The sequence below is a fragment of the Alteromonas sp. KUL106 genome, from assembly GCF_009811415.1.
Classification (GTDB): Bacteria; Pseudomonadota; Gammaproteobacteria; order Enterobacterales; family Alteromonadaceae; genus Alteromonas.
Window position 1 is genome coordinate 228,394 of record NZ_BLIG01000024.1, and the last position, 18,103, is coordinate 246,496.

The window sequence follows — 18,103 nt, forward strand, 5'->3', positions numbered from 1 at the left end:
TTGTCATTGAGGTACACTACATTTGAAACATAATAGCGAAGCGGTTCGTAAAAATACGATCGCAAAACCCAAAAAAGAGTGAGAATAAAATTGAAGACTTGCCCAACCCTTCTATTTACGTGTCTTTTTGCCACAGCATACTCATCAACCAGTATTGCTGACGTAAACTATGCAGACAACTCGGGGTTTTCTATTACGAATAACAGTGAAAGCCAGGCGTCTATCGAAGTGGTGTACTCTCACTTTATTCAGCATGTAGACATGTGGTGGCCGAAAGACCATACGTGGTGGGAAGGTGCCCTACGCATCGATGAGCAAGCAGGCGGCTGTTTCTGTGAATCCACCGACACCGCGAGCGCAGTTCATATGCGAGTAAGCTATGTTGAACCCAATAAGAAAGTGGTTATGATTGGTGGCTTAGGCCCCCTTCAAGAAATGGGGGTTACGGGCGCACTCATCTGGGAATTTAGCGATATTGAAACAGCGCCCCCTTCAGCCGATAAAGAAAATGACAAGCGTGTACCAAAGACCAAAGTTACCCTTACCTACCATGCTTCTGGCAACATCCACTTCAATGGCAAAAAAGCGTCGAACGAAGAGGCGGTTAATTTAGTCAACGTAGTCGATAAGGTCCAAGCGCAACAACTTAACGCGCTCATTGCATTTAGCGACAAAAACTAAAGGGCAAATTACATCATCAAAGCTATGCGCTTTTATTAAAAAACAACACTTCACGCGGGAAGAGCATCAGACTGGGAAGTTGAACACTTTTAGATTAGGAAAACTGCCCTATTAACGCTCACTTTTCATGCAAGCAGCAATAAATATCGACGAGTTCAGTGTTAAGCTATTGAGGCATGGCTTAACGCTGGGTTATTCTATTGGGCTATATGTATGTTAAGTGGGAACGTCCCATGCGCGGCAAAGTGGCAAATATGCAAAAAATGCGCATCATACCCACCCATAAACGTTTTAACTTTTAATGCGGAAGCCTAAGTTTCATGGCCGATAATCAGTACAATCCGAAAGACATTGAACAACGTGTTCAACAATACTGGGAAGAGAACCAATCTTTCAAAGCAAACGACGACGTAGAAAAAGAAAAATTCTACTGTCTGTCTATGTTCCCCTATCCAAGTGGTCGACTTCACATGGGTCATGTGCGCAACTACACGATTGGTGACGTTATCAGCCGTTTCCAGCGCATGCAGGGTAAAAATGTACTGCAGCCCATGGGATGGGATGCTTTCGGTCTACCGGCAGAAAACGCGGCGATTAACAACAACACTGCACCGGCAAAGTGGACGTACTCAAATATTGATTACATGAAAAACCAGCTTCGCTCGTTGGGTTTTGGTTACGATTGGGACCGCGAAGTAACCACATGTAAATCAGATTACTATCGCTGGGAACAGTGGTTCTTCACACGCCTTTTCGAAAAAGGACTTGTGTATAAGAAAAATTCTACCGTGAACTGGGACCCTGTAGACCAAACTGTTTTGGCTAACGAGCAGGTGATCGACGGTCGCGGATGGCGTTCGGGTGCGCTTGTAGAGCAAAAAGAAATTCCACAATGGTTTATCAAAATCACTGACTACGCTGAAGAACTGCTGCGAGATTTGGACCAGCTTGAAGAGTGGCCAGATCAGGTTCGCGCCATGCAGGCTAACTGGATTGGCCGTTCTGAAGGTGTCGAAATCACGTTTGATTTAGCGACAGCAGTTAACGACATTGCGGATTTAACGGTTTATACCACGCGTCCAGACACATTCTACGGGGTGACATATGTTGCGGTAGCAGCGCAGCACCCGCTTGCCGAATTCGCAGCAACGTCAAACCCTGATTTAGCGGCCTTTATCGAAGATTGTAAAAACACTAAGGTTGCAGAAGCTGAATTGGCAACCATGGAAAAGAAAGGTTTCGCTACCGGCTTTGAAGTTATTCACCCACTAACAGGTGAAAAGCTGCCAATTTGGGTCGCCAACTTTGTATTGATGGATTATGGTTCAGGCGCGGTAATGGCTGTTCCCGGTCACGACCAACGGGATTGGGAATTTGCGACTAAATATGACCTACCCATTAAGCAGGTCATTGCACCGAAACCGGGTGATGAGGACAAATGCGACCTTTCTGCCTCTGCCTTTACTGAAAAAGGCAGCTTGATCAACTCAGAAACATTCAATGGTCTTGAGTTTGATGCTGCATTTAATGGCATTGCTGATGAACTTGAACGCAAAGGCTGTGGTAAGCGAAAAGTTAACTATCGTCTACGTGATTGGGGTGTAAGCCGTCAGCGCTACTGGGGCGCGCCTATCCCAATGTTGAATTTGGAAAACGGTGAATCGGTTCCAGTTCCAGCCGACCAGCTCCCGGTTGTATTGCCAGAAGACGTAGAGATGAATGGCGTAACCTCGCCAATTAAAGCCGACCCTGAATGGGCTAAAACCACGTTTAATGGTCAACCGGCTTTGCGTGAAACCGACACCTTCGACACGTTTATGGAATCGTCGTGGTACTATGCGCGCTATTCAAGCGCAACGAACAATGACGCCATGCTTGATCCGACTTCTGCCAACTACTGGTTGCCGGTAGACCAATATATCGGTGGTATCGAGCACGCGATCTTGCACTTACTTTATTCACGTTTCTTCCACAAATTGTTGCGTGATGAAGGTCTTGTTGAATCTGACGAGCCATTCAAGCGTTTGCTATGTCAGGGTATGGTGCTTGCCGATTCTTACTACCGCGAAGATGCCTCTGGTAAAAAAACCTGGTTCTCGCCTACTGAAGTAAGCACTGAGAAAGACGAGAAAGGCCGTATTGTTAAAGCTTGGCTAACCGCTGACGGTGAAGAAGTAATTCATGGCGGCATGACCAAAATGTCTAAGTCGAAGAATAACGGTATCGACCCGCAAGAAGTTATCGACCAATACGGTGCCGATACTGTGCGTCTATTTACCATGTTTGCTGCGCCACCTGAGCAAACCCTTGAATGGGTAGATTCTGGTGTTGAGGGTGCAAACCGTTTCTTACGTCGCATCTGGAAATTGGTGACTGAGCACGTCGAAAAAGGCACGCCGGAAGCCATTAACGTTGAAGCGCTGTCGAAAGACCAACAGGCTCTTCGCCGTGAAGTACACAAGACCATTGAAAAGGTGTCTGATGACTTAGGTCGTCGTCAAACCTTTAACACTGCGATTGCTGCGGTAATGGAATTGCTAAACCACCTTCAAAGGGCGCCACAAGAAAACGATCAGGACATTGCCATTATGCGGGAAGCCTGTGAGTCTATCTTGTTGCTTCTTAACCCAATTACGCCGCACATCGCTCACGAACTTTGGAAGGTGCTAGGTCACAGCGAAGATATCGATTTGGCGCCTTGGCCAAAAGCTGATAAAGCCGCATTGGTTGAAGACGAGAAACTTATCATAGTTCAGGTTAACGGTAAGGTTCGCGCTAAAATGACAATTGCTGCCGATGCAAGCAAAGAAAGCATTGAAACGTCTGCAAAAGAGCAGCCAAACGTTCAGCAATTCATCGAAGGTAAAACTATTCGTAAAGTGATTGTTGTTCCGGGTAAGCTTGTAAACATTGTAGCTAACTAGGTCAGGAAGTGATGAAGAAGCACTTACAATTTGCAGTCGCCGTGTTGGGTACCCTTTTGGTAGCAGGCTGTGGCTTTCATTTAAGAAGTAGCCCTAGCCTTCCCGATGACATCAACACGGTTGCCATTGAAAGTGCTCGAGCCCACGCGCCTTTAGCGCGTGCGCTCGATAAACGCTTAAACGTTTACGGCTTAACCAGTGTTGGCGTAGATCAGACCAACCCTTCTAACCAAAACGTGAGCATTTATCTGCTACCAGAGAAATTAGAGCGACAGTTGCTTTCTGTTTATCCTTCAGGTCAGGTTGCTGAGTACGAACTTATTTACGTTGTTCGATATCGCGTCCAGTTTCCTGGTAAAGAAGCGATAATGGTGCAATTTGAAGTGGTACGTGACTATCAAGATGACCCAGATCAAGTGTTGGCAAAGTCCCGTGAGCTTGATTTGATGCTCAGTGAAATGCGCGATGAGGCGGCAGATATAATGATTAGGCGGCTTTCTAGTCAGGCATCCGCAGCGCAAAGTGCGTCAGCATCCGTGAGTCAGTAGGCGACAGAATTCTTCATGCAGATTTATCCAAACCAATTCAGGCAAGACATCCAAAAGGCGCTTCGCCCCTGCTATCTTGTGTTTGGAGACGAACCTCAGCAAAAATTTGACGTAATTGAGCAAATCCGCGCGAAAGCCAAAGCCAATGGTTTTGAAGAGCGAACTGTGCTTGTTGCTGAAACTGGGTTTAACTGGAATCAGCTGATCGAAGCCACCCAAAGCATGTCGCTTTTCTCGAGCCAACAGTTCATCGAATTAGAGTTACCCACCGGGAAGCCGGGTACTGAAGGCAGCAAAATGCTGCAAGAAGTCGCTGCATCATTAAACCCCGACATTTTGTTGCTGGTACACGGCCCAAAAATCGGCAAAGACGTGCAGCGCGGCAAGTGGTTCAAAGTGCTTGATGACATGGGCGCGTCGGTATTGTGTTACCCGTTGGAAGGTAAACAGCTGAACTCGTGGCTTAATCAACAATTAAACGCTCATCAGCTATCTGTTTCCGCCTCTGGCGCAAAGATGATTGCTGACTTCTGCGAAGGCAACATGCTTGCTGCGAAGCAAGAAATTGACAAGCTTGCCCTGCTCTACCCCAATCAGTCAATTACAGACGAACAAATCGAACAGGCCATGGTTGACCAATCACGGTTTAACGTGTTCCAACTAGTTGACGTTATGCTTAGCGGCGACAGTACTCGCTGTGTGAAGATGCTTTACCGGTTAGAGAGTGAAGGCCTAGAACCCAACATTATCATTTGGGCGCTTATCCGAGAGTGGGAGCAGTTGTGGAAATTAAAACTTGCGGAGCAAAGTGGCGCTCCCATTCAATGGCAAAAGTTCGGAATATGGCGAAACCGCCAAGGGTTTTATCAAAGCGCGTTGAACCGGCTTAGTCTTGCTCAATTAGAAGATATTCAAAAGGCGCTTACCCAGTCAGACCATGCGTTTAAGCAAAATGTTGTTGCGCGACCCTATGTAGAAATGTGCCATCTGTGTATGATGTTCATGGGAATGGACTTACGCAGTATTCCACTACTTCAAGCATAAAGGCAGTGGTAGTGATAAAAACGTTTTCCACGCAAATTAAACCCTCTGTAAAAGCGATACTCGGCGGAACATTTAACCCCCCACATAAGGGCCACATAGGTGCAGCACTGAAGGCAGCAGATGAAATTGGTATAAACCTTGTTCATTTGATGCCTTGTAAACTCGCTCCACATAAATCTGTCGGCGTGTCGGAAACACATCGTGTAAAAATGATTGAACTTTGCGCGCAAAACAATGACAGACTTATTCCAGAACTCATTGAACTGACGCTTCCGTCGCCCTCATATACAGTTAAAACACTGCGTGCACTCAAAGAAAAAAGCGATGACACAATCTGTTTTTTCATTGGCGCAGATTCACTGTATAATCTAGACAAATGGTACGAGTGGGAGAACCTGCTCGATTATTGTCACTTAGTGGTTATGCGCAGAGACGACGAGCAATTTTCGCCTCCTCCCGCAGTACAAGCTTGGTTAGATTGTCATGTGACTAACGATAAAAATGTTATTCACGTAAAACCTGCAGGCCATGTAGTGTTAACCAACACACCGCTTTATAGTGTTTCATCTACTGAAATTCGTGACGTACTAGCCAATGCTAAAAGCGCTGTTAAAGCAGGTACGCCAAACAGTTCAAGCGTTAGTTCATCTAACCTATGGTTAGAAGAAAGCGTTCTAAATTACATAAACGAACATCAGTTATATAAAAGTTAAGTAAGTGAGGAAAACTCTTGGAGAGTCAACAGCTCAAACAGTTTGTTAAAGACAAAATTGACGACATGAAAGGCCGTGATGTTATCGAACTAGACGTTCGCGGCAAATCAAGTATTACCGATACCATGATCATTTGTTCAGGTAACTCAAAGCGCCACGTTTCGTCTATCGCTGAGAATGTTATGGTAGAAGCGAAAAAAGCGGGTCACGCACCAGGAAGCGTGGAAGGTAAGGAAACCGGCGAATGGGTACTCGTTGATTTTGGCGATGTTATTTTGCATGTTATGCAGGATGAAACCCGTGATTTCTACCAGTTAGAGAAACTGTGGTCGTAATGGCCAAATAGCCAATTATTCACACACCGTATCACGGTCGATAAAGGCCATACCTAAGAAGTGTATGGCCTTTATTTTATAAGTGAAAACGTTATTCCTGCTGAAAGGGTCAAAAGGTGCGTATACAAATCGTCGCGGTTGGAACGAAAATGCCAAGCTGGGTCAACACTGGCGTTGAAGAATTCATTCGTCGCTTCCCTAGCGATATGCCAGTATATTTCTCTGAAATTCCCGCGGGAAAACGGGGTAAGAATGCCGATATTAAACGCATTTTGGAAAAAGAAGGTGAGCAAATGCTGGCCATCATTCCTAAAGGAAACCGCATTGTTACGTTAGAAGTAACGGGCAAGCCTTGGGATACACCTACTCTTGCTAAACAACTCGACCATTGGAAAATGGACGGACGCGACGTCAGTTTGCTCATTGGAGGGCCTGAGGGCTTGGCCCCAGAGTGTATTGCAGCGTCAGAGCAAAAATGGTCATTGTCAGCCCTTACACTACCCCATCCTCTGGTTAGGATCATTCTCGCTGAAAGTCTTTACCGTGCATGGTCGGTCACGCAAAACCACCCTTACCATCGTGAGTAAGATAAATCTACAATAATGCAAAGGAAGTCAATGCAACGTAAACGTCAGGCAATACGCGATCACTCTGCAGAAGCGAACTTATTCGCCCGTCGCGCGACCATTGCTTTTATTATTGTTGTGGCTATGTTGGGCATTGTGCTCAACAACCTCTATTCTTTGCAAGTTACCCAGTTTGAAGATTATCAAACCCGCTCTAACGGTAATCGAATTAAAGTTCTTCCTATAGCGCCTAACCGTGGCCTCATCTACGACCGCAATGGCATCCTTTTAGCAGAGAACCGCCCGGTTTTTAGCTTGGAAGTAGTCCCAGAAGAGGCCGAAGACATTGATAAGACGCTTGCCGATTTAACTGCGCTAATGGGCATAACATCTGACGAATTAGAGCGTTTCCAATCAAGTCTAAAAGGAACCCGTCGATTCAAACCCGTGGCATTACGCACACAGCTCACCGAAGAGGAAGTTGCGTTATTTTCAGCAAGCAAACACAAGTTTCCTGGTGTACAAATTGAAGCCCGTTTAGCGCGCCACTATCCTCATAAAGAGACCCTGACTCATGCGCTTGGGTATGTGGCACGAATTAATAAACGGGATTTACAAAAGTTAGTCGAGGCTGGCCAAGAAGATAACTATGCAGCTACCCATGACATTGGCAAATTAGGGATTGAAAAGTATCACGAAGAATTGCTTCACGGTGAAGTGGGTTATCAACAAGTCGAGGTTAACAATCAAGGGCGTATTATTCGCGTGCTGAGTGTTGAGCCGCCGGTACCTGGAAAGGACATCGTGCTTAACCTCGATTTAGAACTTCAGTTAGAAGCCCAGCGCATTATCGATGGTATGCGCGGCGCAGTTGTGGTCACTGACATTAAAACCGGCGGTGTACTCGCACTGTACTCTAACCCCAGTTACGACCCAAATTTATTCGTCCACGGTATAAGCAGTAAAAACTATTCTGCCCTATTAAACTCTCCAGACCGCCCGCTAATTAATCGAGCCACACAGGGTCAATATCCTCCAGCATCAACTATCAAGCCCCATTTAGGCTTGGTCGGTTTAGAAGAAGGCGTTATTACCAAGGATTACACCATTAATGATACCGGGCGCTACAAACTGCCCAACGTATCACATGTGTGGCGAGACTGGCGTCGTTGGGGCCACGGAAAGGTTGATGTATCAAAAGCAATAGAGGTGTCCTGTGATACCTATTACTACGAATTGGCATACAAGCTTGGTATCGATAAAATCAGCGAGGCCATGTATGAGTTTGGTTTTGGCGATTTCACAGGTATTGACCTGTACGAAGAGTCAGATGCCAATATGCCAAGCAGAGGCTGGAAACGCGCGCGTTTCAACCAACCATGGTATATTGGCGATACCATCCCTGTTGGCATAGGGCAAAGCTACTGGACCACGACGCCTATCCAGCTAAACACGTCCGTAAACGCGCTAATAAACGCGGGCGAGCGCTATATTCCTCAAATAATACGCGGATATATGAACACTGATGCGTCCGTAGACCTCATCCCACTCAAGTCTCTTCGTCCAATAGAAATTAAAAACCGTGACAATCTCGATGTTGTGTTAAACGCAATGCGAGACGTGGTGAGTGGTGAGGAAGGCGGTGCCAGACACGCTTTTGCTGATACCCACTATCATTCCGCAGGGAAAACCGGAACAGCACAGCTTTTCACTGTAGGACAAAATGAAAAATACGATGCCAGCAAAATAGATGAACGGCTTAGAGATAACGCTATGTACGTTGGATTTGCACCCTTTGAAGACCCTGAGATATCCGTTACCGTGGTGTTAGAAAACGTAGGAGGCGGAAGTAAAAATGCAGCTCCGGTAGCTCGACAGATAATGGACTTCTATTTTCGCGATCGGGTGTTTGACTCACATAACACTGAAACCGCTAAAAATGATGCAACGGTAGGGCCTGCGCAGTGAAAAGAACAACAATAAACCCTAATAAAATTGGTATCCTACAGCGTATTCATATTGACGGTTGGCTACTTGTCGGCTTACTCGTTTTAAGTAGCGTGGGTTTATTTACGCTCTACTCAGCATCTGGCCAAGACATGGAACAAATGGAGCGACAGTTTATTCGATTAGGCTTTAGCTTTATCGTCATGTTTGCCTTAGCCCAATTCCCACTTGGTATTTATCGTTTTTTCTCAACCTACGCCTACGCAGGCGGGCTCCTCATGCTTATCGCTGTATTACTGTTTGGCGACATGGGTAAAGGTGCACAACGCTGGTTAGATCTCGGTTTCATTCGCTTTCAGCCATCAGAATTAATGAAACTGGCCGTTCCCATGATGGTAGCTTGGTATATCAGTAAGTTTACGCTACCGCCTCGCAGTACACATATCATTTTAGGGTTTGTGCTTGTGGTAGTTCCTACTATCCTCATCGCTAAGCAGCCAGATTTGGGAACCTCTCTGCTTATTGCAAGTTCAGGGGTCTTTGCTATCTTTCTTGCCGGCATGAGCTGGCGGCTCATTTCTGTTGTCGGCGCTCTTATCGGCGCGTTTGCGCCCGTTATGTGGTTCTTTTTAATGAAGGATTATCAAAAGCAGCGCGTATTAACATTCCTAAACCCCGAGAGCGATCCACTTGGTTCAGGCTATCATATTATCCAATCAAAAATTGCTATCGGTTCTGGTGGTGTAGACGGAAAAGGCTGGCTTCAGGGAACGCAGTCGCAACTAGAGTTTTTGCCTGAACGGCATACTGATTTTATATTTTCCGTGTTTAGTGAAGAATTCGGGTTAACCGGGGTAATGTGTTTAATGGCTATCTATTTGTTCATTATCTTACGCGGCCTTATTATTTCAAGTCGAGCACAGGATGCTTATGCAAAACTACTTGGTGGCAGCATAACCCTCACTTTCTTCGTCTACGTCTTCGTAAACATGGGGATGGTGTCAGGTTTACTCCCTGTGGTCGGTGTTCCCCTACCTTTAGTCAGTTTTGGTGGTACATCGATGGTGACTTTGATGGCGGGATTTGGCATTCTAATGGCTATAGCCACTCAAAAACGATTAATGTCCAGATAAACGGTATGCTGCATCATTTGATTTCAGTACTTGTCATACTTGACCAGAGAAGAATGAACCAAAAGTACTACCATTATGGTGCAGCCATGCTATTCGCGCTGATTTTGGGCGGGTGTCAGACCGCGCCAACGCAAAATAGCCGTTATACACAGCATCAAGACTCTGCGCCGAAGCATGTGGCAAAAAAACCGGAAACATTAGATGCTGTACCAAAATACGAAGCATACCGTATGTTTAACAGCAGGCCCTATAAAGTATTGGGCAAGCACTATACCCCCATGGACAGTGGTAAAGGCTATGAAGAAGTGGGGTATGCCAGCTGGTACGGCCAAAAGTTTCATGGCCACTTAACATCAAACGGCGAAACCTACAATATGTTCGCCATGAGCGCTGCACATAAAACACTGCCCTTGCCTTCCTATGTTCGCGTCACCAACCTGGAAAACAACAAGCAGGCGATCGTGCGCGTGAACGACCGTGGTCCATTTCACGATAATAGAATTATCGACCTCTCTTATGCAGCAGCGGTTAAGCTGGGCTACCACAGCAAAGGCACGGCAAAAGTGAAACTGGAAGTCATTCACTTTGACGAACAAAATAACGTCACCGTTGGCAACGGCCCAACGGTATCCTACGATGAATATCTCGGTATTGATGTTGCCCCGGTCCCTGAGGTAGCACAAAACACCGGCCCTACTGGCGTTCCACCTGAAAACGGCATCTATATTCAGGTCGCTGCGTTATCAAATGCCGAGAAAGCAAAATCGATATCTAATGTTTTATCGGCGCTTTATCAAATTCCCGCGCACCTTCCTGTTGCAGATAACATCTACAAGCTTCAGCTGGGCCCTATTCATGACGAAGCGGTTGTTGCTGAGGTATTGCAACAGCTTAAACAAAACGGTTATCCGAACGCTTACGCTATTACACAAGTGTTATGAGGATGCGGAATTTTTTCTAAAAAACACGGGGCTTGATTGTCATAGGGCTGTTTAATACCAATAGCTGTCTTTGCCAACCACGTACTGATTGCTCACTAAATCAGCTACATTGTGGCAATTTTGTGTCATTGAGCAGGCAATATCACGGTTTCTTCGCCTAACACCTACTAAGGTGTAAACTTTTTTGATAAAACCTAGTCTTATAGGCAGCCTTTCGTTAGGATCACCATCCAACCTAAATTAGATCAGGGTTGGTAATACGGATTCGGTTACGAACTGGACAAAAGCTAGAAATGGGTAACCTTGTTTTGCGGTAATCGTTTCGCGGTCATCGCAACAATAAGGTAAGCTTTAACTCACACGGATAAAACGGTCAAAGAAATTAGAACCATGCTCAGAATAATTCAACGCGCTAAACCGTCAATACTTTCATTTGCTTTTTTGGTAATGGGCACTTTGCTACAGACTTCGAATGCTGCTGTAGTAACACCGCCTGCGCCATCAGTTGCAGCAGAAGGTTTTCTACTTACCGACTTTGAAACGGGCAATGTCATCGCATCAAAAAATGCGGACATGCAGCTTGCACCAGCAAGCTTAACCAAAATTATGACTATCTACGTTATCGGTAAAGAACTTCAGGCGGGCAACATCAGCTTAGACGACGAAGTCACCATTTCTGAAAATGCATGGGCAAAAAAATTCCCTGATTCTTCAAAAATGTTTATCGAAGTGGGCACACAGGTCTCAGTGAGCGACTTACTGCGAGGCATTGTGGTCCAATCGGGTAACGACGCCTGTGTTGCTATGGCAGAGCACGTGGCGGGCTCAGAGTCTGCATTTGCGAGTATGATGAATGCACATAGTGCATCACTTGGCATGACGGGTTCACATTGGGTAAATGCACATGGACTGCACGATCCAGACCACTACACTACTCCACGTGACATGGCCGTTTTATCTCGCGCCCTTATCTCAGAAACGCCAGAGATGTACAAAATTTACAGCGAAAAAGAATTTACGTACAACGGCATCAAACAGTATAACCGCAACAGCCTGCTGTGGGATAAGAGCCTAAATGTGGACGGCATTAAAACGGGTCACACGTCAGATGCAGGTTACAGCCTGATTACATCAGCCGAACAAGGTGGTATGCGTCTAATCTCTGTCGTCATGGGTACCGACAGCGAGCGCGCACGTAAAGTTGAAAACAAAAAGCTGCTTAAATACGGTTTCCGCTTCTATGAAACATTGACGCCTTATCAAGCTGGGCATAGTTTTGTTGCACATCGTATCTACATGGGTGACAGAGAAACTGTAGACCTTGGAATTAATCAATCTACCCCCATTACTATTCCACGTGGTCAGGCAGCAAATCTAGAAGCCAACTTCGAGCTGGATGACAAGCTTGAAGCGCCGCTAGCGAAAGGTCAGGTTGTTGGAACACTTTACCTTCAGTTGGAAGGAGAAGATGTAGCAAGTTACCCACTCGTTACCCTTCAAGAAGTGAAAGAAGGCAGCTTCTTTAACCGCATGAAAGACTACATAATGCTTCAGCTAGGATTTGATGACGAGTAAGTTCTGATACTGAAAACATTAAAAAGCTAGTTGTGAAGCGGCCAGATTTGTTACAATCTGGCCGTTTTTTTATATGATATTTTAAGTACCAAGGATATCGCATGGATACCCGTTTCGACGAATTATTAGATTTTCCAACACATCAAACGTTTAAAGTAATGGGGGTTGCGCATGAAGAACTCCCTCAACAAGTGGTAAGTTGCCTTCAGCAGCACGCCCCTGGCGATTACTCTCCTAATGTAAAACCAAGTAGTAAAGGTACTTACCACTCGGTTTCAGTCAGCGTTCGCGTCACCAGCAAAGAACATATGGAAACCATTTATACTGAACTCGCTAAATTAGAGCTTGTTAGGGTTGTACTTTAAGTGAATGAACAGTCGACTTCAGCTGAGCCGCGGGGTGTAATCATTCGTCAGCTAGGCCGTCAGCCGTATGAGCCTATATTTGAGGCGATGAAACGCTTTACAGACGATCGGGACCAAGCCACGCAAGACGAAATTTGGCTGGTCGAACATGATGCCGTTTTCACCCAAGGTCAAGCGGGTAAAGCTGAGCACATACTTATGCCTGGTGATATTCCTGTTGTGCAAGTTGACCGTGGAGGTCAAGTAACCTATCACGGGCCTGGTCAGCAGGTCATTTATCTTTTGCTGAATATTAAACGAAGAAAGCTCGGTGTTCGGCATTTGGTCACTGCCATGGAAGAAGCGGTGGTCGGACTACTTGCAAAGTATGGTGTAAAAGCGTATCCAAAGCCCGATGCACCTGGCGTTTACGTTGATGAAAAAAAAGTTTGTTCTTTAGGTTTAAGAATACGTAATGGCTGCTCGTTTCACGGCTTGGCATTAAATGTTAATATGGATCTATCACCGTTTCAGCGTATCAACCCATGTGGGTATGCGGGTATGGAAATGATAGACACCGCACGTCTTAATGGTCCATCTACGCTTGAAACTGCAGGTAATGAATTAACGCATTTATTACTAGAAGCACTTTCTATTGCGGAACCAACATACAAAGAAGGTTTTGATGAGTAACGCACGACCTCAAGCGGGGGTAAAACTCCGTGATGATGAAAAAGTAAAACACATTCCTGTCACGATTATCCCTTCCGAAAAGGAAGAGATGTTGCGCAAGCCTGAATGGATAAAAATCAAACTTCCTCGAACTACCGAGAAAATTGACCATATCAAGCAAACGCTTCGCAAAAACAACCTTCACTCAGTGTGTGAGGAAGCAAGCTGTCCTAACCTTGCAGAGTGCTTTAATCACGGCACCGCGACTTTCATGATTTTGGGCGACATCTGTACTCGTCGTTGCCCGTTCTGTGACGTAGCTCATGGTAAGCCGTTACCGCCGAGTGCTGAAGAGCCGGAAAAGCTAGCGAAAACGATTGCAGAAATGAACTTGCGCTATGTTGTTATCACGTCGGTGGACCGAGATGATTTACGTGACGGTGGCGCGCAACATTTTGTCGACTGTATCAATGCAATACGTGAACACAGTCCAAGTACGACCATTGAAGTACTCGTCCCTGATTTCCGCGGACGTATGGACCGGGCGCTAGAAATTTTCAAAAACGGCGTACCAGACGTATTTAATCACAACCTCGAGACCATCCCTCGCCTATACCGTGAATGCCGTCCGGGTGCTAATTATCAATGGTCACTGGATCTACTTAAGAAATTCAAAGCACAACACCCTGACGTAATGACCAAATCGGGATTGATGATGGGTATGGGCGAAGAAAATGAAGAGATCCAAGGCGTATTGGATGACCTTCGCGCTCACGATGTCGATATGCTCACACTTGGCCAATATTTACAACCAAGCCGCCATCATTATCCGGTTAAACGTTACGTGCACCCTAAAGAATTTGATGCGTTAGGCGATTATGCAAAAGAAATCGGCTTTAAACATGCAGCCTGCGGTCCTATGGTGCGCTCAAGTTATCATGCCGATCAGCAAGCGGCAGGTAAGGAAGTTAAATAGTAAGCAGTACCATTAAGCCAGAGGCCGCCTCAATGGCGCTATCGCTTGACTAAACTTACTCATATTTAAAAGCGGTGATCATCACCGCTTCTTTATTTCTAGCTCCCCTAGCCCTCTACAAAAACAAACGGTATCAATTGTCACTTTACGTGCGCTACTCCCCGCGATTACGAACATTTTAACGCTCGCTGAGTGAGCAATTAACGATGCGGACTGGTACAACAGTATTTCGGGGTGACAAAACGCTGGGTATTGATAGAATGCCCCACACATTCGCTATCTGTTTTGAAAGCATTTTCAAATACGTGAAAAGGTCACACCATGCGCAAACATATCTACATTGCCTATACGGGTGGAACAATTGGTATGAAGCCATCTAAACAAGGCTATGTGCCAGCAGCCGGCTTCTTGTCAGATACATTGAAAAAGATGCCAGAGTTCCATCGACCTGAAATGCCTCTTTTTACATTACACGAATACGACAATCTTATAGATTCATCAGACATGGACCCATCAGATTGGCAGCGCATTGCTGATGATATAGCCACTAATTACGATAAGTATGACGGATTCATCATTCTGCACGGCACTGACACAATGGCCTACACAGCATCGGCATTAAGTTTCATGCTTGAAGATTTGTCAAAGCCGGTTATTGTTACTGGCTCTCAAATTCCACTTGCGGAACTTCGTTCAGACGGTCAAGTTAACCTTCTTAACGCGCTATATGTGGCAGCCAATTTTCCCATCGCTGAAGTTGGCCTATTCTTCAATAACAGGCTTCTGCGCGGAAACCGAAGTCGAAAAGTTGATGCAGATGGCTTTAGCGCGTTTGATTCACCTAACTTCCCTCCACTATTGGAAGCAGGAATTAACATTCGCCTTAAAGCCGGCACCATGGCCAGCGCTCCAAACAACGCCTTAACGGTATCAAGTGTAAAAGCCCAGCCCATCGGTATGGTAAGCTTATATCCTGGTATAGCACCTGAAGTAATAAAAAATACCCTTCAACAGCCTGTGAATGCACTTATCCTTCTGAGCTACGGTGTGGGCAATGCTCCGCAGAACCCTGAACTTATTGCACAGCTTAAATATGCTAAGTCTCGCGAGATCCCTGTATTGAACTGTACTCAGTGTATGCGAGGCCGGGTAAACATGGGCGGTTACGCTACCGGGCATGGCCTTCAAGAGGTGGGCGTACTCTCTGGAAGCGATATGACACCAGAAGCCGCGCTTGCCAAACTTCATTATCTCTTGAGCAAGGGCCTCTCGTTTGAAGAGATGTGTCGATTGCTTACCCAGAACTTACGCGGCGAATTGAGTGAGTAGTACCTGATTGTTCCCCAGTTCGAGCAAGTCTGAAACGTTTTGGTTTAAAGAACGTAAATAAAGGAAAGGTTATAACCGTGACAACAACATATACCGGGGTGCTCAGAAAAATGCGCACCTCTGCCGATGACAATAATACCGTTTGCTACACACTCCCAATTGGTGATGAATTATTAGACATCAACGGGCTCATTGGCAAAGAAGTCACCTTGACATACTCTGGCGACATTCACTGCGTACATTGTAACCGTAAGACCAAAAAGAGTTTTAACCAAGGTTATTGCTACCCCTGCCTTATCTCACTTGCCCAGTGCGACAGCTGTATTATAAAACCTGAGAAGTGCCACTATCACGAGGGAACGTGCAGAGAGCCCGAGTGGGGAGAAGCACACTGCTTTAGTGATCACTTTGTTTATTTAGCAAACACAGGCACGGTAAAAGTGGGGATTACACGTCAGGTCACACAAGGCATATCTAGTCGATGGATGGATCAAGGCGCTACTCAAGCCACCGTTATGCTGCGCGTACCTGACAGGCTCACAAGTGGACTAGTCGAAACCTTATGCAAAGACCATATTGCCGACAAAACAAATTGGCGCACCATGCTAAAAGGTAAACCTGATGACGTTGATTTGACGCAGGTCAAAACTGAACTTATGAAAAAAATCGAGGGCGAATTAGAAGCACTAAAGCAAGAAAAAGGGCTTCAGGCCGTATCAGAAGTCGACGGTGCTATTCACGACATACATTACCCCGTAGAAGCGTATCCAGTGAAAATCAAGTCTCTTAATTTGGATAAAGAGCCCGCGTTCTCAGGCACGTTACAAGGCGTTAAAGGGCAATATTGGATGTTAGACGAAGATCGCGTCATCAATATTCGAAAGTTCGCTGGGTACAATGTGCAAATCGCATTTTAGCACCTTACACTGCCTGAAAAAGCCTGCCAGTTTTTCGCTAAACGAACGCTAGCAGGCCTATTCGATGAGTACTGGCAGCTTGATGAATAAGCTACTGCCAGAACTCGAAGTAATCGCTTGAATTTCGCTGTGGCTTTGGTGCTGGCTCAAAGGCGGGCGTTCCAAGATACAAGAACCCGACTAACTCATCTTCTTCACTCAAACCCAGTCCATTTCTTACCGTATCACATTGAGCGTAGCTACCTGTGCGCCACATACCGTTAAATCCCTGTGCCACTGCCGCCATTTGCATTGCCATGACGCCGCAGCTCGCTGAAGCTATTTGTTCAACCCTTGGAACCTTTTCATGCTCAATATGTTTTGCAATAGCAACAATAACCATTGGAGCACGATGAGGAAGCTGCACTGCCCTCTCAATTTCTTTCTGCGTTTTGTCGTTTTCTATGGCAGACTGTTCATATAATGCACCGAGTTTATCCAACCCCTTTCCAGTGCACACAATAAATCGCCATGGGGTTAAACACGCATGATCAGGCGCTCGCAGCGCAGCCTGCATAATATTTTCAAGCGCATCACCGCTGGGTGCAGGAGATTCTAAACGTGGCTGAGAGCTTCGATTCAATAATAATGTTAATGCGTCCATATCCGTCCCTACTTTATTTAGAATGACTCGGTAACTTACAAACACAATGCGCGTGTTGCTATAAACCAACGTCATGTTTGAAACTCGCTCAGAGTAACTCGAAGATCTTACGGTCCGCAAACAAAAAAGACCAGAATATTCCGGTCTTTGAATATGGCTAACTCAAAGAAAATGGTGCGTGCTAACCCTTTTTAGATAAGAGCCATTGACTCATAAAGTAATCGACGCTGAGAAAGCGCCCGCCGCCATAAATAAACAGGACCAAAAACATAATAAAATAGGTTGCGGCAAACTCCATTCCGTTGTTTAAAACGACTAGGTTCCCACTAGAAGTAAGCCAGTCGTAATGACCATGCTCCTGCAATAAAGATTTTGCCGCCGCCAGTTTCTGTGGCGCCTCCATAATGCTTTGATTGTAAAAAATTGCGCCATCGGCCAACCATGATGATGCATCAGCAATGGCTAACCAACCGTGCTTTGCATGAACACTTACCATTGCGACGAGCATGGTTATCATTAAAGGAATACTGGCCAAGCGAGTCATCGCGCCAAACAGTATAAATACTCCACCTATCAGTTCGGCTCCTGTAGCCAACAATGCCATGAGAAAGGGCAAGGGTAAGCCCAATCCATAGTCTTCATTTCCAAACCAATCAACCGTACTCTCGAAGCTTGAAGCTTTGTTCCAACCGGCTTGAATTATGATTGGAGCTAAATATAAACGCAGTAAAAGTAGCGGCAAGCCATCAAATAAATGCAGTCGTGCTACGAACTGCTGATAAAGATTAATCATGGTATTCTCTATGTATTGTCAT

The 18,103-nt window shown here is 45.7% G+C and carries 18 protein-coding genes; 16 read left to right on the plus strand and 2 right to left on the minus strand.

What is annotated here, in order from left to right:
* Positions 1 to 90: 90 nt before the first annotated feature.
* The 16 genes from GVO63_RS09020 (at position 91) to GVO63_RS09095 (ending at position 16,645) form a co-directional block, all read left to right on the plus strand.
* Positions 91 to 681, plus strand: a complete 591-nt coding sequence (locus GVO63_RS09020) for a hypothetical protein (RefSeq protein ID WP_236552101.1) — start codon at positions 91 to 93, stop codon at positions 679 to 681.
* Positions 682 to 1,001: 320 nt separating this feature from the next.
* Positions 1,002 to 3,605 (plus strand): leucine--tRNA ligase, encoded by a 2,604-nt coding sequence (leuS, locus tag GVO63_RS09025; protein WP_159579250.1) that lies wholly within the window; start codon positions 1,002 to 1,004, stop codon positions 3,603 to 3,605.
* Positions 3,606 to 3,616: 11 nt separating this feature from the next.
* Positions 3,617 to 4,153, plus strand: a complete 537-nt coding sequence (gene lptE, locus GVO63_RS09030) for an LPS assembly lipoprotein LptE (RefSeq protein ID WP_159579252.1) — start codon at positions 3,617 to 3,619, stop codon at positions 4,151 to 4,153.
* Positions 4,154 to 4,168: 15 nt separating this feature from the next.
* Entirely contained in the window at positions 4,169 to 5,197 is a 1,029-nt protein-coding gene (holA, locus tag GVO63_RS09035; protein ID WP_159494791.1) for a DNA polymerase III subunit delta, read from the plus strand.
* Positions 5,198 to 5,208: 11 nt separating this feature from the next.
* The gene (gene nadD, locus GVO63_RS09040; protein ID WP_236552102.1) at positions 5,209 to 5,910 is read left to right on the plus strand and encodes a nicotinate (nicotinamide) nucleotide adenylyltransferase; all 702 of its coding nucleotides are present in this window, start codon (positions 5,209 to 5,211) and stop codon (positions 5,908 to 5,910) included.
* Between the two features lie 17 nt (positions 5,911 to 5,927).
* Positions 5,928 to 6,245 (plus strand): ribosome silencing factor, encoded by a 318-nt coding sequence (gene rsfS, locus GVO63_RS09045; RefSeq protein WP_014949353.1) that lies wholly within the window; start codon positions 5,928 to 5,930, stop codon positions 6,243 to 6,245.
* A 116-nt stretch (positions 6,246 to 6,361) separates the two neighbouring features.
* Positions 6,362 to 6,832 (plus strand): 23S rRNA (pseudouridine(1915)-N(3))-methyltransferase RlmH, encoded by a 471-nt coding sequence (gene rlmH, locus GVO63_RS09050; protein WP_159494789.1) that lies wholly within the window; start codon positions 6,362 to 6,364, stop codon positions 6,830 to 6,832.
* 30 nt (positions 6,833 to 6,862) lie between these two features.
* Positions 6,863 to 8,779 (plus strand): penicillin-binding protein 2, encoded by a 1,917-nt coding sequence (mrdA, locus tag GVO63_RS09055; RefSeq protein WP_159579256.1) that lies wholly within the window; start codon positions 6,863 to 6,865, stop codon positions 8,777 to 8,779.
* Complete coding sequence (gene rodA / locus GVO63_RS09060) at positions 8,776 to 9,891, plus strand: rod shape-determining protein RodA (RefSeq protein ID WP_159494787.1); 1,116 nt, start codon at positions 8,776 to 8,778, stop codon at positions 9,889 to 9,891. Before mrdA ends, rodA begins: the two co-directional genes overlap by 4 nt.
* A gap of 53 nt (positions 9,892 to 9,944) precedes the next feature.
* Positions 9,945 to 10,832 (plus strand): septal ring lytic transglycosylase RlpA family protein, encoded by an 888-nt coding sequence (locus GVO63_RS09065; RefSeq protein WP_236552103.1) that lies wholly within the window; start codon positions 9,945 to 9,947, stop codon positions 10,830 to 10,832.
* A gap of 447 nt (positions 10,833 to 11,279) precedes the next feature.
* Positions 11,280 to 12,407 (plus strand): D-alanyl-D-alanine carboxypeptidase family protein, encoded by a 1,128-nt coding sequence (locus GVO63_RS09070; RefSeq protein WP_159494813.1) that lies wholly within the window; start codon positions 11,280 to 11,282, stop codon positions 12,405 to 12,407.
* 101 nt (positions 12,408 to 12,508) lie between these two features.
* On the plus strand, positions 12,509 to 12,772 hold the full coding sequence (gene ybeD, locus GVO63_RS09075; protein WP_159494785.1) for a DUF493 family protein YbeD: 264 nt from the start codon (positions 12,509 to 12,511) through the stop codon (positions 12,770 to 12,772).
* A complete protein-coding gene (gene lipB / locus GVO63_RS09080; protein ID WP_159494784.1) occupies positions 12,773 to 13,444 on the plus strand; it encodes a lipoyl(octanoyl) transferase LipB in 672 nt (223 codons plus the stop codon).
* Complete coding sequence (lipA, locus tag GVO63_RS09085) at positions 13,437 to 14,399, plus strand: lipoyl synthase (protein ID WP_159494783.1); 963 nt, start codon at positions 13,437 to 13,439, stop codon at positions 14,397 to 14,399. The genes lipB and lipA overlap by 8 nt, the downstream gene beginning before the upstream one ends.
* A 321-nt stretch (positions 14,400 to 14,720) precedes the next feature.
* Positions 14,721 to 15,728, plus strand: a complete 1,008-nt coding sequence (ansA, locus tag GVO63_RS09090; RefSeq protein ID WP_159494782.1) for an asparaginase — start codon at positions 14,721 to 14,723, stop codon at positions 15,726 to 15,728.
* 77 nt (positions 15,729 to 15,805) lie between these two features.
* Positions 15,806 to 16,645 (plus strand): DUF2797 domain-containing protein, encoded by an 840-nt coding sequence (locus GVO63_RS09095; RefSeq protein ID WP_159579260.1) that lies wholly within the window; start codon positions 15,806 to 15,808, stop codon positions 16,643 to 16,645.
* Between the two features lie 91 nt (positions 16,646 to 16,736).
* On the opposite strand, the gene GVO63_RS09100 is transcribed toward GVO63_RS09095, so the two are convergent.
* Together GVO63_RS09100 and GVO63_RS09105 are read right to left on the minus strand one after the other, a co-directional pair.
* Positions 16,737 to 17,288 carry an NAD(P)H nitroreductase gene (locus GVO63_RS09100; RefSeq protein ID WP_159494780.1) on the minus strand — a complete coding sequence of 184 codons (552 nt, stop codon included), beginning with the start codon at positions 17,286 to 17,288 and terminating at the stop codon, positions 16,737 to 16,739.
* Between the two features lie 181 nt (positions 17,289 to 17,469).
* Positions 17,470 to 18,081, minus strand: coding sequence for a DoxX family protein (locus tag GVO63_RS09105; protein WP_159579262.1), 612 nt, complete (start codon positions 18,079 to 18,081; stop codon positions 17,470 to 17,472).
* Between the last annotated feature and the right edge of the window lie 22 nt (positions 18,082 to 18,103).